This is a genomic window from Streptomyces sp. NPDC025793 (assembly GCF_055558375.1).
Genome location: NZ_JBVHMR010000012.1, coordinates 17,179 through 31,502 on the forward strand (window position 1 = coordinate 17,179; position 14,324 = coordinate 31,502).

Sequence of the window (14,324 nt, forward strand, 5' to 3'; positions counted from 1 at the left end):
CCCTCTCGGGGGCCAGGCCAGGCAAGATGGGTGCGTGACCCTCATCGATCAGCTGCCGCCGACCGCCGACCCCGACGCCCTGTACGAAGCCTTCGAGTCGTGGGCGCAGGAGCGCGGCCTCACCCTCTACCCGCATCAGGAGGAGGCGCTGATCGAGGTCGTGTCCGGGGCGAACGTGATCGTCTCGACACCCACCGGTTCCGGCAAGAGCATGATCGCCGCGGGCGCGCACTTCGCCGCGCTGGCCCGGGACGAGGTCACCTTCTACACCGCCCCGATCAAGGCACTGGTGTCCGAGAAGTTCTTCGAGCTGTGCAAGATCTTCGGCACCGAGAACGTCGGCATGCTCACCGGCGACGCCTCCGTGAACGCCGATGCCCCCGTGATCTGCTGCACCGCCGAGGTTCTGGCGTCGATCGCGCTGCGCGACGGCAAGGACGCGGACGTCGGCCAGGTCGTCATGGACGAGTTCCACTTCTACGCCGAGGGTGATCGCGGCTGGGCGTGGCAGATCCCGCTGCTGGAGCTCCCCCAGGCGCAGTTCATCCTGATGTCCGCCACTTTGGGCGACATGTCCTTCTTCGAGAAGGATCTCACCCGCCGCACGAGCCGCCCCACGGCGGTGGTCCGCTCGGCGACCCGCCCGGTGCCTCTCTCCTACGAGTACGAGCTCACCCCGCTCACGGAAACACTGACCGATCTGCTGGAGAGCAGGCAGGCCCCCGTCTACATCGTGCACTTCACGCAGGCGCAGGCCGTGGAGCGGGCGCAGGCGCTGATGAGCATCAACATGTGCTCGCGCGAGGAGAAGGACCAGATCGCCGAGTTGATCGGCAATTTCCGCTTCACCACCAAGTTCGGCCGCAACCTCTCCCGCTACGTCCGGCACGGCATCGGCGTCCACCACGCCGGCATGCTGCCCAAGTACCGCCGTCTGGTGGAGAAGCTCGCCCAGGCGGGCCTGCTGAAGGTCATCTGCGGCACGGACACGCTCGGCGTGGGTGTCAACGTGCCCATCCGCACGGTGCTGTTCACGGCGCTGACCAAGTACGACGGCAGTCGCGTCCGCACTCTGCGGGCCCGTGAGTTCCACCAGATCGCGGGCCGGGCCGGACGGGCCGGCTTCGACACCGCCGGACTCGTCGTGGCACAGGCTCCCGAGCACGTCATCGAGAACGAGAAGGCCCTGGCGAAGGCGGGCGACGACCCGAAGAAGCGGCGCAAGGTCGTACGCAAAAAGGCACCGGAGGGCTTCGTCGCCTGGACGGAGAACACCTTCGAGAAGCTGATCGCCTCCGAACCCGAGCCGCTGACCTCGCGCTTCCGGGTGACGCACACGATGCTGCTGTCGGTGATCGCCCGACCGGGCAACGCCTTCGAGGCGATGCGTCATCTGCTGGAGGACAACCACGAGCCGCGCAAGCAGCAGCTGCGGCACATCCGCCGCGCCATCGCGATCTACCGCTCGCTGCTCGACGGCGGGATCGTGGAGAAGCTCGACAAGCCGGACGCCGAGGGGCGCATCGTCCGGCTCACGGTCGACCTCCAGCAGGACTTCGCGCTCAACCAGCCGCTGTCCACCTTCGCGCTCGCCGCGTTCGAACTCCTCGACCCCGAGTCGCCGTCCTACGCGCTCGACATGGTGTCCGTCGTCGAGTCCACCCTTGACGACCCGCGGCAGATCCTCGTCGCCCAGCAGAACAAGGCGCGCGGCGAGGCCGTGGCCGCGATGAAGGCGGACGGCGTCGAGTACGAGGAGCGCATGGAACGCCTCCAGGACATCACGTACCCGAAGCCGCTGGAGGAGCTGCTCTTCCACGCGTACAACACCTACCGCAAGAGCCACCCCTGGGTCGGCGACCACCCGCTCTCGCCCAAGTCCGTCATCCGCGACATGTACGAACGTGCGCTGTCCTTCACGGAGTTGGTGTCCTTCTACGAGCTGGCCCGTACTGAGGGCATCGTGCTGCGCTACCTCGCCAGCGCCTACAAGACACTCGATCACACCATCCCGGACGACCTGAAGTCCGAGGACCTTCAGGATCTGATCGAGTGGCTCGGCGAGATGGTGCGCCAGGTGGACTCCAGCCTGCTCGACGAGTGGGAGCAGCTGGCCAACCCGGAGGAGATGACCGCCGAGGAGGCCCAGGAGAAGGCCGACGAGGTCAAGCCGGTCACCGCCAACGCGCGAGCCTTCCGGGTGCTGGTCCGCAACGCCATGTTCCGCCGCGCGGAGCTGGCCGCCCTCGATCAGGTCGATGAACTCGGCGAGATGGACGCCGACTCCGGCTGGGACGCCGACGCCTGGGGCGAGGCGATGGACAAGTACTGGGACGAGTACGAGGATCTCGGCACCGGCCCCGATGCCCGTGGCCCCAAGCTGCTGATCATCAAGGAGGAGCCGGAGAACGGACTCTGGCGCGTCCGCCAGATCTTCGACGACCCGAACAACGATCACGACTGGGGCATCAGCGCGGAGATCGATCTCGCGGCCTCGGACGCCGAGGGACGTGCCGTCGTGCGCGTCACCGAAGTCGGCCAGCTGTGAGCCGTGCCCGACCAGGTGTGAGCCAAGGAGAGACCCACCGATGACGAACCCTGCCGAGAGACTGGTCGACCTGCTCGACCTGGAGCAGATAGAGGTCAACATCTTCCGTGGCCTCAGCCCGCAGGAGTCCTTGCAGCGGGTCTTCGGCGGCCAGGTGGCGGGCCAGGCGCTGGTCGCCGCCGGCCGCACCACGGAAGGCGACCGCCCGGTGCACTCATTGCACGCGTACTTCCTGCGCCCGGGGCGCCCCGGAGTGCCGATCGTGTACCAGGTGGAGCGCGTCCGTGACGGCCGGTCGTTCACCACGCGCCGGGTCACGGCCGTGCAGCAGGGCCGCACCATCTTCAATCTGACCGCCTCCTTTCACAAACCTGAGGAAGGACCGTTCGAGCACCAACTGCCGCCTGCTCGCAAGGTGCCGGACCCGGAGTCGCTGCCGACGGTCACCGAGGAGATCCGCAAGCACCTCGGCGAGCTGCCCGAGCAGTTGGAGCGGATGGCGCGCCGCCAGCCCTTCGACATCCGGTACGTCGACCGCCTGCGCTGGAACGCCGAGGAGATCCAGGGGGCCGAGCCGCGCAGCGCCGTGTGGATGCGCGCGGTCGGACCGCTGGGGGACGATCCCCTGGTCCACACGTGCGCGCTGACCTACGCCAGTGACATGACGCTCCTCGACGCGGTCCGCATCCCGGTCGAATCCCTGTGGGGCCCGCGGAACTTCGACATGGCCTCGCTGGACCACGCCATGTGGTTCCACCGGCCGTTCCGCGCGGACGAATGGTTCCTGTACGACCAGGAGTCGCCGATCGCCACCGGTGGGCGCGGGCTGGCTCGTGGGCGTATCTACGACCTACAGGGGAGACTGCTGGTCTCGGTCGTCCAGGAGGGTCTGTTCAGGTCCCTGTAGCGACCCGGCGCCCGGACCCTCGGCACGCCGTGGGCCACCGGTCGGGCTCAGCTGCGTTCAGGGCGTGGAGCTCTGCGCCGCAACCAGCCGCGCAGCCCTCGGTTCGTCGGCGCAGGGGCGGCTCGCTCGGGCCGGCGCTCCCGGCGTGCGGGCGGCCCGGCCTGCCGTACCACCGGCGCGCGACCCCACGCGAACGCCTCGCCCGCCGCCCCGTCCTCGGGCCAGGGCGCCCCGAACACCGGACCGTCATGCCTCTCGGACGCCCCGGGAGTCCGCCTGGCGTCCGGCTCGGCCACCGTGGGCGCCTGCTCACCGTCCGGCGCGGCCGCCCATGCCGCCCGCCCCCGCCGTGCGTGCGGAGTCGCGGGCGCCGACCCGGCTTTGGGGGCCGGTTTCCCCGGCGCGGGCTCATCGGGCAGCTCGGATGTCCTCGCCACAGGCGCGCTGTCCACCGCGCACGGCTCCGCCACCGGTTCACCGACCGACTGAGGTGCCCCGACCGCCGGTTCGTCGTCCCGCCTCGGGACCCTCGTGATCATCATGCCCGTCGGCACCCCCGGCTCCATGTCCCGCGTGACCGTTCGGGCCAGGGGCGGGATCGGGCGAGCAGCCGCTCGCACGGAGGGCGCGACATGTCGAGCGGCCGAGCGCGGGGCGGGCGTCGCGCTGCGGGCCTCCTCCAGCACGCGGGCCAGTTCGCCGCGCAGCCAGTCGATCTCGTCCGCATCCTGCGCGATCGTGATCCGCTCGGCGAGTTGCGCCGCGGCCGATCCCGGTAGGCCCTGGCCGAGTGGCGTGGGCCGGAAGCGGTTCACATACGAGCGTTCGTAAGGATCGTTGACGATGCCGGCAATCTCGACGGGTGAGAGGAAGGCCGCCATGGCTCCGGCTCGCACCCACGGTTCCTCGGCCTGCCGCAGCAGGAAGCCGAGGTGGCGTCCGCGCCAGTTGCGCGCCCGCAGGTCGACTCCCGCCTCCAACTGGCCGCGCAGGGTCTCGGGAGTGCGTCCCTTGAGCAGGTGCGCGTTCTCCGGGGCCAGGGTGAAGTTCCGCAGGTCGTCCGCCAGATAGAGCCAGACCACGGCGCGGTAGCGGTTCAGATACCAGCGTACGGGCACGAGGAGTCCCAGGCGGGCGAGGCGGGTGAAGCGGCCGGCCGGGATCTTCATGAGCGCCGCGCCCTCGGTGGTGCCCACCACCTGGACACGCTCGCGCAGGTACTCCGGGAAGTCGCGCCGCTCGCGGAGCCGGTCGAGCTCCGCGCGCTCCACCCGCCGGACTCCTCCCCCTCCCTCGTCGGGAACGGTGCGGATGTGACCGAGACGCAGAGCGAGGTCGAACTCGCTTCGTTTGAGGCCCAGTTCCCGAGCGGCACGGCTCAGGGTGTATGTGGCGGGCCGGGGCGGGCTGATGATGTTTGCCGACATGGTCGTCGCTCCCCCGTGGAGTGAAGGCTCACGCCTTGTGCGCGAACCGTGTACACACCGTAGCCGGTTCGGCGCGACTTGATGCGAGCCTGTGGATAACCCCACGTGGGCAGGCGAACACGCAGCTCAGAGGTCCTGATTGGGGATCCGCTCGGGCTGCCTGGCATCGACGCCGAGGTGTTCGCCGACGCGGTTGACGAGCAGGGTCATCTCGTAGGCGATCTGGCCGATGTCGGCCTCCGCGCCGCTGAGCAGGCACAGGCAGCTGCCGGTGCCCGCCGCGGTCACGAACAGCACGGCGTCGTCGTACTCGATCATCGTCTGGCGCACACTGCCCGCGCCGAAGTGGCGCCCCGACCCCTTGGCCAGGCTGTGCAACCCGGATGCCACGGCAGCCAGGTGTTCGGCGTCCTCACGGCGCAGGCCCGTACTCGCACCCGTGACCAGTCCGTCGTTCGACAGGACCAGCGCGTGCCGCACATGGTCCACCCGCTCGGTCAGATCGTCCAGGAGCCAGCCGAGTCCCTGGTTCTGCGCCATCTCCGTCTCCCCGTGTGACATCCCCCTGACTGGAGGAACTCCCCGCCAGCCTTCACCACGTGCGGCGTCCGGGCAAGCCGGATCGGCGCATGGCACAGAAGATGACCGACGGGCAATGTCGGACCTTCGCCCCGGACGGTACAGATACCGCCAACCTGGCCACGCTTCGCGGCGGCGGAAGCGCTGACACCAGGACCGGCCGACTCCCGCCGGGCGGGAACGGACCGCGTCCGGCTCAGGGCGGGGGCACCTCGACGAGACGCGATCTCACGGCTCAGCCGACCGAGTTGAGGATCCGGGCCGTGTGCATCCGTCCCGCATACTCCACGAGCCGGATCAGGACTTCCTTGCCGGAGTCCCGGTCGCGTGCGTCGCACAGCACCACGGGGGTCCCGTGGTCGAGGGCGAGGGCGCGGGAGACGTCGTGGGCGCCGTAGGTGCGGGCTCCCGCGAAGCAGTTGACGGCCACCACGAACGGGATGCTCCGGTGCTCGAAGTAGTCGACGGCGGGGAAGCAGTCCTCCAGGCGCCGGGTGTCAGCGAGGACGACGGCGCCGAGGGCACCCTGGGACAACTCGTCCCAGAGGAACCAGAAGCGGTCCTGTCCCGGCGTGCCGAAGAGGTAGAGGGACAGGCCCGAGCGGATGGTGATCCGCCCGAAATCCATGGCGACGGTGGTGGTGACCTTGCGGTCCACGCCGTCGGTGTCATCGACCAACTGCCCTGCCTCGCTGAGCAGTTCCTCCGTGCGCAGCGGCCGGATCTCGCTGACGGCCCCGACGAGGGTGGTCTTGCCCACGCCGAACCCTCCGGCGACCAATATCTTCAGCACCAGCGCGGTGTCGCCGGTGACGTCGGAGTGCTCGGCAGCCATGATCACTTCTCTCGGGAGGACCGGTCGCGGTCGGCGCCCGCGCACGTCGGGCGCGGCATCGACACCGTGACAAATAGGGCGGTCTTGTGGATGGTTTGACTGAAATACACCTGATGTGAGTGACTCTCATCCGGTCGGGGGTGCAACGCGCCCGGATGGAGACGGGGTGAGGCGTACGACGCGCTTCGCGCGATCATCTACAGCGCTCGCAATCCGGCGATGACCTCGCGCAGAATCCGCTCGTCGGGCAGGTGTGCCGGGGGCACCGGGCGGCTGATGACCACGCGGCCGAGTTCCAGGAGGTCTCCGAGGAGCACCCTGACCACCCCGACGGGAAGGTCGGCGTCCGCGGCGAGTTCGGCAACGGACTGCGTCTCCGTGCGGCACAGCCGGATCAGGGTCCGGTGTTCGGGGCCGAGCGCCGTGTCGTCGTCGAGGGCAGGGGTCGCGGGGTCGAGGGTGACGAGGGAGATCAGGTCGAAACGCACCCCGGTGGGCCCGGCCTGGGTGCGTCCACCCGTCATGGCGTACGGGCGGACCAGGGGCCCGGCCTCGCCGTCGTACCACTGGCTGCCCGACTCCCGCGGGCCGTCCATCGGGTTCTCGGTCATCGGTGGCGCCTTCCGGCTCATCCGGCGACGGGCGGCTGTGCTGCGGCGCGCGGTGGCGTGTAGAGGTGCTCGCCAACTCGCTTGACCAGGCGCGCCATCTCGTAGGCGACCAGCCCGATGTCCGCGGTGACCGCGGTGAGCACGGCGAGGCAGGAACCGTCACCCGCCGCGGCCACGAACAGGAACGCGTCGTCCATCTCGACCATGGTCTGGCGCACCCCGCCCGCTCCGAAGTGCCGGCCCGTGCCCTTGGCAAGGCTGTTGAAGCCGGAGGCGACGGCAGCGAGATGCTCGGCGTCCTCGCGCGTGAGGCCGGTGGAGGCGCCGACCGCCAGCCCGTCGTTGGAGAGCACGACGGCGTGCCGTACCTCCCTCACGCGCATCACCATGTCGTCGAGCAGCCAGTCCAGTTCGCCGGATCGCCGATCGGCGCTCGTATGGGGGTCCTGGATCATGCCGGGTCTCCTTCGCTACTGTGGTCATTGGCCGTTACGGGGCCCGGAGTGGCTCCGCGTCCGGGCTGTCTGCCGCCGCCGCGCGCCCAGCCGTCGCGGTAGGCCGCCATGCGGTCCCGCACCAGTTCGGGGGTGCGCAGGTCATCACCGCGCCGATCGGGCGCCGCTTCTTCGGTGCGCTGTTGTCGGAGTTGGGGAGCGAGGCTCGCCTGGCGCACGCGGCGTGGAAGGTCACCGGAAGGCTCGGCGTCATGGGGCGGGCGGTGCGGGCGCAAGGCGGTGACTCCTGGGGGCGGGTTCTCGACGGTCGTGCCGTGCCCGCCCTGCACCTCGCCCCTGTCGCGGCGTCCGGGCTCGCCGGCTGTGGTGTGCGGACCGAGCGTGGTGGCCGCGAGGGCGGGGCGGTCCGGCCGTGCGGTGACGGCCTCGTGGAGTCCGCTCGCGCCGGGCACGCGCGCGTACGCGCGTTCCTGCTCGTGGCCGGCCCGTTCGGGGTGCGGAGCGGCGGGTTCCTTCGACGCGCCGTGGAGCAGGGCGGTGGGCAGCAGGACGACGGCGGTCGTGCCGCCGTACGGTGAGGTCCGCAGGTGCACCTTCACTTCGTGCCGCGAGGCGAGCCGGCTGACGACGAAGAGCCCGAGACGGTCGCTGTCGAACAGGTCGAGGGCCTCGGACTGTTCGATGCGTCGGTTGGCCTCCGCGAGGGTCTCGGCGCCCATGCCCAGTCCCCGGTCCTCGATCTCCAGCGCGTAGCCGTTGCCGACGGGTTCGCCGGTGACACGCACGCGTGTGTGCGGCGGGGAGAACTGGGCGGCGTTTTCGACGAGTTCGGCGAGCAGGTGGGTGAGGTCGGCCACGGCGGCACCGATGACGTGCGCCTCGGGGAGTTGGCGGACCTCCACGCGGGCGTAGTCCTCGACTTCCGATACGGCGGCCCGTACGACGTTGGTGAGCGTCACCGGCATGCGCCAGGCGCGGCCGGGTGCCGCACCCGAGAGGATGATCAGGCTTTCGGCGTGGCGCCGCATCCGGGTGGTGAGGTGGTCCAGGCGGAACAGGTCGCTCAGTTCGTCGGGATCGTCGGAACGGCGCTCCATGCTGTCGAGGAGGCTGAGCTGGCGGTGGACCAGCACCTGGCTGCGGCGCGCGAGGTTGACGAAGACCCCGGAGATGCCGCTGGCGAGCTCGGCGCGCTCCACTGCGGCGAGCAGGGCTGCGCGATGGACGGTGGTGAGCGCTTCCGACACCTGGCCCGTCTCGTCCTCGGCCGGCGGTCCCGCGGGGGCCTCCGCCTCGATGTCGAGTTCCTCGCCCACGCGCAGTCTGCGTATCGCTTCCGGGAGTTTGCGACGGGCGATGTCCAGGGCGTCGTTGCGCAGACTCACGAGTTCGACCACGAGTCCGCGTCCGATGCGCACGGAGATGACGAGCGAGGCGGCGACGGCGGCCAGCCCGAGCAGTACGGCGGCACCGGCGGGGCTGAGCAGTCCGCGGGTCACCGGGGCGGCGCGGCCCGCCACATTCCGGCCCGTGTCCGTCGCGATGCTTCGCATGCCGTCCTGCACGCGTACGTGGGCGGCACTCCAGGAAGCCTGCGATGCCACCTCGGCAGACCTGCCGCCCGGCCCGGCGGTGAGGATCTTGTCCTCGGCCGCCCCGAGGGCCGCGTAGGGGCCGCTGCGGGACAGGTCCCGCCAGGCGGCGTGCTGGGCGTCCGGCAGATCGGCGACTGCTGTGTCGGTGAACGTGCGGCGCGCGGCGACGGCGGCGCCGAACAGCCGCAGCCGCTCGCCCTGAAGACCGTCCGCACCGCCGCCGAGCAGCGCGTCCTCCTGGGCCAGCGCCTCGGCGGCCCGGGAGAATTCGAGGAGTACGCGCGCGTCGGAGCCGACGTCGGCCTGCTGGATGCCGGTGAGAGCGCCGTCCACGGCGAAGGCCTCGCCGATGGTCTTCGTGTACTGCGCGTACACCGTGTCCCAGCCGGATCTGTGGTCGAGCACGGCCGTCCGCAGCACGCGCAGGTGCTCGGCACCGGTGACGAAGACGGCGAGGCGCCCGGAGACGTCGGCGGGCAGTTCCTCGCTGTCGGCGACGGTGCTGTCGCCGCCCAGGCGCAGCTCGCCCACGGCCCGGTCGGTGCGGCCGGCCAGACCTTGGAGATCGCCGCCGTCGGCCGCGCCGGGCGAGAGGGCGTGGCGCACGGCCGCGGCGCGCTCGGCCTGGAGGGCGGCGACGGCCGCGGCCACCGGGGTACGCAGTTCGGCGTCGACCTGCTGGGACTGACGCAGCCGGGCGACGTCCTGGGCGGTGCTGACGGTGGCGTAGGCCCACAGGGAGAGCAGGGAGACGACCGGGACCATCAGCAGGCTGACGACCTTGGCGCGCACGGTACGCGGGCGCAGGTACCGGCGGCTCCCACGCGCGCGTGCCTGTGCCGGAGACGCGCCGACGAGCCGGTCGGCGACCTCGTCAGCTGGCGGTCCGGCGTGCGCACGGCGGCCGCGCGGGGGGTGTGCCGAGGCATCGGCTTTCGGGGCGGTACGGGGCGGGCGCATGGCCTCCTCGATCGGGACGTGGGTCGGGGCGCTCTGGCCTGGCTCCCCTTAGCGGGCGACGGTCTCGACGGGCCGTTGGGCGGAGGCGGAGGCCTCGCGCTCGTCGGCCGTGGGCGAGAGGGCGACGAACGCCGAGGTGATGAAGAGATAGGACCCGAGGCCGACGGCGAGGGGGAAGATGAACTGCATCGCCGTGGCCCCGGGCAGGGCCTCGCCGGAGGGGTTCACACGCACGCTCACCGCGAACATCCCGGTGTAGTGCATGCTGCTGACGGCCGCCCCCATGACGAGGGAGGCCACGGTGACCGCACGGGGCGACGTGATGTTGAGGCCGGCCCACAGGGCCGCGGTCGCCGCCACGACGGCGATCAGCACCGACAGTCCGACGAGGACGGGGTCGTACCGGACGTCGCCGTGCAGCCGCACCGCCGCCATGCCCAGATAGTGCATGCTGGCGACGCCCAGCCCGGTGGTGAGTCCGCCGAGCAGCAGCGCCCGGTTGCGGTCGCGACCGTAGCCGACGGCGAAGACACCGGCGCAGACGACGACCATCGCGACGAGGAGGCTGAGGATGGTCAGAGGTACGTCGTAGCGGATGTCCGTGCCGCTGACGCGGAAGCCGAGCATGGCCACGAAGTGCATGGTCCAGATGCCCGTCCCGATCGCGGATGCGGCGGTGACGAGCCAGTTGCGGCGCGAGCGGCCGGTGGTGGCGAGCGCGCGGACGGTGCAGCGCAGTCCGAGTGCGGCGCCCGTGCAGGCCATCAGGTACGACAGCACGGGGGTCAGCCAGCCGAAGGCGGCGTGGTCCAAGTGTCCCATGGCCAAGGGACGCTAGGGGGCACGGGCGCACATGGGGGGCGCATTTCGAAACGTGCTGGAATATGACAGGCGGATGCGCCGGAACGATCGCGTCCGGCCCGAACATGTGCACCTACATATCCCCCGTGACGGTGAGGAATCATGCGGAGCATGAGCGAAGACCACACACGTGTGCAGGAGTTCTTCGGTGCCCGGGCGGCCGGCTGGGACAGCCGGTTCCCCGACGACGGCCCCGCCTACACGGCCGCCGTGACCGATCTCGGACTGCGGAAGGGGGACCGCGTGCTGGACGCCGGCTGCGGCACGGGGCGCGCCCTGCTACCGCTGCGGGCCGCCGTGGGCCCCTCCGGGGTGGTGCTGGGCGCCGACCTGACTCCGGCGATGCTCGAGGCGGCCGCACGAGCGGGCCGGGACCGGGACGGACGGCTGCTGCTCACGGACGTCGGCGCGCTGCCGCTGCGCTCGCGGACCCTCGACGCCGTGTTCGCGGCCGGCCTGATCGGCCATCTGCCGCAACCGGTGGACAACCTGCGGGAGCTGGCGCGCGTGGTACGGCCGGGCGGCGCGCTCGCGCTGTTCCATCCCGTCGGCCGCGCGGCCCTGGCGGCCCGGCAGGGCCGGCAGATCACGGCCGACGACCTGCGTGCCGAGGCCAACCTCGGTCCGCTCCTGGCCGGTTCGGGATGGCGCATGACGTCGTACGTCGACGAGGACGCGCGGTTCCTCGCCCTCGCAACACGCGAGAGCTGACCGGCATGTCGACAATGCTGCTCCGGCTCGGTGCCGTGACGGCGCAGCTGCACCCCTTCCGGCCCGGTGCCCTCACCGCCATGGAACTCGCAATCTGGGCCGAACTCCCCTGGCCGCGCGGCGTGCTCGCGTCACTCGATGGCGTCCGCGGCAGTGACGTCCCGGTGCCGCACCGGGCAGCCACGCAGTCCGGGGGCCGGACGGGTACCCAGGCCCTCGACGCGGTAGCCGTTCGGGTAGCCCTTGATCTCGCGGTTCTGGCGGGCGAAGTGGGGGGCGTTGCGCGGCGGCAGCAGCCGGACGAGCCTGCCACGCGTGCGTACCGCACGGCGCACCAGCGCGGTCGTCGCCGCGCCGGGTGGCGCATAACGGAACGTACGCAGCAGCGGCTCGTCGAGCAGTGCCAGCGTCGCCGTGCGCAGCACCGGCGCCATCGGGCGCGGATACCAGGACGCCATCAGGCCGAGAGTGGCGTCGGAGACCTGCCGGGCCTGCCCGTCCCAGCCGAAGTGATCGCGCTCGTAGGAGTCGAGGAGCGCCTCGAACTCCTCATAGGTCGCGGGGATGCCGGGAATACCCATGTGCCGGCCGAGAGTGCGGTAGTACTCGGTCGCGGCCACGATCTCGTGCCGGGACAGCCGCCGCCATCCGTAGGCGTCGATCCAGCGTCTGGGCACCACGACGAAGGTGCTCAGGACGTAGCGCATGTCGTCGTCGCTGATGTCGTAACTGCGGTGCATCTGGTTGATGCGACGGATCGCCGTGCGGCCCTCCTCGGCGGCGAAGCCGTGCTCGACGACGGTGTCGAGGAGCAGCACGGTGTCGTCGTACCGCTTCTGCGTACGCTCGGTCAGCTCCGCCGTCTCGGCGAGCAGCCGGCCGATGCTCGGCACGGCATAGGTGCGGTACAGGGCCAGTTCAAGGGCGCGTGTGTAGTCCCAGGGGAATTCGAACGCCGTACTCAGGCGGTAGATCTCCACCGCGTCCGCCACCGGATCCAGCCGACGGATCCGACCGAGTCGCTCGAACCGCTTCACCACACTGTCCCCCTTCTTACGGCTCTCCCGAAGAGGGTCCAACTCTACGGTGGGTGACCGCGGATGAGCTATCGGCGACGACCCGATCGGGGCGCGGAGGCGGTCCGCACACAACATGTTCGAGGCAGCGACGACGGAGGCCTGCGATCCGCTCGGGCCGCCCGGACCATGGCGACGACCCTGGTCCGCTGTGGCCGTTTCGCCCACGTCCAGGTGGAAACCAGCAGCTCCGCGTGGTGTGGGCTGTCGTGACAAGGGGCTTGCGCGCGCACTAGGGTGCGCGCCGTTGGACGAACCATTGGGGAGGCTGGGATGGCCGGGACGGACGATGCGGCCGTCGCCGCCGCGGACGATGCGCTGTACGTACTGACGGCGGTGCTGCTGACGCCGGCGCAGTTTCCGAGCGTGCTGGGCGACGACTATCCGGAGGCGTGCATGGCGCTGGGGCTGGCGCCCCTTGCCGACGGGTACGGCCTGGTGCTGGGCCAGGACGGTGACGGCGCCCGCTGGACGGTCGTCATCGACGACGTCTCGCTGGTCGCCGTGGCGATCGCATCCTGGGACTGCGGCATGGAGTACGAACTGTCGCCGGACGAGCGCGCGGTCGTGGCCGCGCTGCCGGGCTGGCCCCTGGCGGTCGCCGTGGCGGCCCCCGGGGTCCCCGCACCGCACGACCCCACTCCCGACGTGGCGGACGGGCCTGCGCTGAGCCCACCGGACACCAGCGCCTGGGGACCTGCCCAGCGCCGCCTGGGCGCCGACGAGATCGCCCTGCAGTGGGCGGCGTGGCGGGACCAGATCAACGACGAGAAGTTCTCCACACCGGACGAGCGGGCGCAGGCCACCGAGTCCTCGGCGCAGGGCGCGGAGGCCGACGAGTCGGGCAGATCCGCCGAATCCGCGCCGGACGGCGAAGGCGTGTCGCACAGCGGTCACCGTGGTGTCAAGCGGGTGCTCGCGGAGGCGCGCGCCTACGTCGACTCGCCGCCACCGCTCGGCCGGGTGCGCTCGTCGTTCGCCCCGGGAGACGCCCGCACACTGCGCGCCGACGGGCCCGGCTGGTCGATGGTGGCCCGCACCGACGACATCGCGTTCGTCCTGCTGGACGAGGAACCCGGCGAGGTCCTGCCGGTGGGCCGGGGCCCCGAGTTGCCGGGGCTGCTGGAGGCGCTCGACAAGATGGCCGTGCGGCCCCGCTAGGGCCTGTTCGAGCCTCTACGCCCGCCCGGAGCCCGGGCGGGCGTCTCCGGCCGTCCGCCGCCGCCTCAGCGGCCGAGTTCCTTGCGGGTCACCCTGCGGAGCCTGCGCCGCTGCGAGGGGTCCAGCGTCAGGTACGCGGCCACCGGGACCCCGACCACGATCAGGAATGACACCCACCAGGGCAGCCATATGAGCAGGACCAGCCCGGCCGCCACGCCTCCTGCGGCGATCTTCGCGTTCTTGGACATGAACGTCGCCTCCTTCGCGGCCACTGCCGCTCTCTGATCAGAAAACGGCCCCGCGCTCCTGGCGGTTCCGGACCCCGACCCTGAGACATCCCCGAAGCCCACCCCCTAATGGTCCCGCCGGGGGCTGCGCACAGTCCGGGCTCTGTTCGCAGTATCGCTCCGCCACGCGCCCTGTGTGGGCCGCCAGTACGAGCAATTTCAACTCTCTCGCCGACACGCCCTCCAGCCCGTCACAGCGCCCGCCGGCCGGCGTGACGCCGGGGCCCACGCCCCGCCCGTGTTCCGCGAACGACCCCGCTGGTCGAACAGATTGTGAAGTGGCCTTGATCACGACGTTGGCGTGCGGGGTG

13 protein-coding genes are annotated in these 14,324 nt (G+C 71.1%); 4 read left to right on the plus strand and 9 right to left on the minus strand.

What is annotated here, in order from left to right; translation table 11 throughout:
- Nucleotides 1–34 precede the first annotated feature (34 nt).
- Nucleotides 35–2,548, plus strand: coding sequence for a DEAD/DEAH box helicase (locus ACZ4MF_RS22800; protein WP_467493769.1), 2,514 nt, complete (start codon nt 35–37; stop codon nt 2,546–2,548).
- A gap of 40 nt (nt 2,549–2,588) precedes the next feature.
- Entirely contained in the window at nt 2,589–3,455 is an 867-nt protein-coding gene (locus ACZ4MF_RS22805) for an acyl-CoA thioesterase (RefSeq protein ID WP_467493770.1), read from the plus strand.
- A 47-nt stretch (nt 3,456–3,502) separates the two neighbouring features.
- Here ACZ4MF_RS22805 and ACZ4MF_RS22810 read toward each other — a convergent pair whose 3' ends face one another.
- The 7 genes from ACZ4MF_RS22810 to ACZ4MF_RS22840 form a co-directional block, all read right to left on the minus strand.
- The gene (locus ACZ4MF_RS22810; RefSeq protein ID WP_467493771.1) at nt 3,503–4,882 is read right to left on the minus strand and encodes a DUF6397 family protein; all 1,380 of its coding nucleotides are present in this window, start codon (nt 4,880–4,882) and stop codon (nt 3,503–3,505) included.
- A gap of 126 nt (nt 4,883–5,008) precedes the next feature.
- Nucleotides 5,009–5,422 (minus strand): roadblock/LC7 domain-containing protein, encoded by a 414-nt coding sequence (locus ACZ4MF_RS22815; RefSeq protein WP_467493772.1) that lies wholly within the window; start codon nt 5,420–5,422, stop codon nt 5,009–5,011.
- Between the two features lie 274 nt (nt 5,423–5,696).
- Entirely contained in the window at nt 5,697–6,296 is a 600-nt protein-coding gene (locus ACZ4MF_RS22820) for a GTP-binding protein (RefSeq protein ID WP_467493773.1), read from the minus strand.
- Between the two features lie 197 nt (nt 6,297–6,493).
- Nucleotides 6,494–6,907, minus strand: coding sequence for a DUF742 domain-containing protein (locus ACZ4MF_RS22825; RefSeq protein ID WP_467493774.1), 414 nt, complete (start codon nt 6,905–6,907; stop codon nt 6,494–6,496).
- Between the two features lie 17 nt (nt 6,908–6,924).
- Nucleotides 6,925–7,362 carry a roadblock/LC7 domain-containing protein gene (locus ACZ4MF_RS22830; RefSeq protein WP_467493775.1) on the minus strand — a complete coding sequence of 146 codons (438 nt, stop codon included), beginning with the start codon at nt 7,360–7,362 and terminating at the stop codon, nt 6,925–6,927.
- Entirely contained in the window at nt 7,359–9,917 is a 2,559-nt protein-coding gene (locus ACZ4MF_RS22835; protein WP_467493776.1) for a sensor histidine kinase, read from the minus strand. Before ACZ4MF_RS22835 ends, ACZ4MF_RS22830 begins: the two co-directional genes overlap by 4 nt.
- A 48-nt stretch (nt 9,918–9,965) precedes the next feature.
- Entirely contained in the window at nt 9,966–10,739 is a 774-nt protein-coding gene (locus ACZ4MF_RS22840; protein WP_467493777.1) for an MHYT domain-containing protein, read from the minus strand.
- Between the two features lie 150 nt (nt 10,740–10,889).
- Between ACZ4MF_RS22840 and ACZ4MF_RS22845 the strand changes: the two genes are divergently transcribed.
- Nucleotides 10,890–11,489 (plus strand): class I SAM-dependent methyltransferase, encoded by a 600-nt coding sequence (locus ACZ4MF_RS22845; RefSeq protein WP_467493778.1) that lies wholly within the window; start codon nt 10,890–10,892, stop codon nt 11,487–11,489.
- 131 nt (nt 11,490–11,620) lie between these two features.
- Here the strand turns inward: ACZ4MF_RS22845 and ACZ4MF_RS22850 are convergent, their stop codons facing one another.
- Complete coding sequence (locus ACZ4MF_RS22850) at nt 11,621–12,526, minus strand: oxygenase MpaB family protein (RefSeq protein WP_467493960.1); 906 nt, start codon at nt 12,524–12,526, stop codon at nt 11,621–11,623.
- A gap of 312 nt (nt 12,527–12,838) precedes the next feature.
- On the opposite strand from ACZ4MF_RS22850, the gene ACZ4MF_RS22855 reads away from it, so the two are divergent.
- Nucleotides 12,839–13,726, plus strand: a complete 888-nt coding sequence (locus tag ACZ4MF_RS22855) for a hypothetical protein (RefSeq protein WP_467493779.1) — start codon at nt 12,839–12,841, stop codon at nt 13,724–13,726.
- A 65-nt stretch (nt 13,727–13,791) separates the two neighbouring features.
- Here ACZ4MF_RS22855 and ACZ4MF_RS22860 read toward each other — a convergent pair whose 3' ends face one another.
- Nucleotides 13,792–13,974: a hypothetical protein gene (locus ACZ4MF_RS22860; protein ID WP_467493781.1), complete on the minus strand. Its 183-nt coding sequence runs from the start codon at nt 13,972–13,974 to the stop codon at nt 13,792–13,794.
- Between the last annotated feature and the right edge of the window lie 350 nt (nt 13,975–14,324).

Coding starts and splice junctions, on each gene's coding strand:
- ACZ4MF_RS22805 (WP_467493770.1), top strand. CDS start 2,589: ATGACGAACCCTGCCGAGAGACTGGTCGACCTGCTCGACCTGGAGCAG.
- ACZ4MF_RS22810 (WP_467493771.1), bottom strand. CDS start 4,882: ATGTCGGCAAACATCATCAGCCCGCCCCGGCCCGCCACATACACCCTG.
- ACZ4MF_RS22815 (WP_467493772.1), bottom strand. CDS start 5,422: ATGGCGCAGAACCAGGGACTCGGCTGGCTCCTGGACGATCTGACCGAG.
- ACZ4MF_RS22820 (WP_467493773.1), bottom strand. CDS start 6,296: ATGGCTGCCGAGCACTCCGACGTCACCGGCGACACCGCGCTGGTGCTG.
- ACZ4MF_RS22825 (WP_467493774.1), bottom strand. CDS start 6,907: ATGACCGAGAACCCGATGGACGGCCCGCGGGAGTCGGGCAGCCAGTGG.
- ACZ4MF_RS22830 (WP_467493775.1), bottom strand. CDS start 7,362: ATGATCCAGGACCCCCATACGAGCGCCGATCGGCGATCCGGCGAACTG.
- ACZ4MF_RS22835 (WP_467493776.1), bottom strand. CDS start 9,917: ATGCGCCCGCCCCGTACCGCCCCGAAAGCCGATGCCTCGGCACACCCC.
- ACZ4MF_RS22840 (WP_467493777.1), bottom strand. CDS start 10,739: ATGGGACACTTGGACCACGCCGCCTTCGGCTGGCTGACCCCCGTGCTG.
- ACZ4MF_RS22845 (WP_467493778.1), top strand. CDS start 10,890: ATGAGCGAAGACCACACACGTGTGCAGGAGTTCTTCGGTGCCCGGGCG.
- ACZ4MF_RS22855 (WP_467493779.1), top strand. CDS start 12,839: ATGGCCGGGACGGACGATGCGGCCGTCGCCGCCGCGGACGATGCGCTG.
- ACZ4MF_RS22860 (WP_467493781.1), bottom strand. CDS start 13,974: ATGTCCAAGAACGCGAAGATCGCCGCAGGAGGCGTGGCGGCCGGGCTG.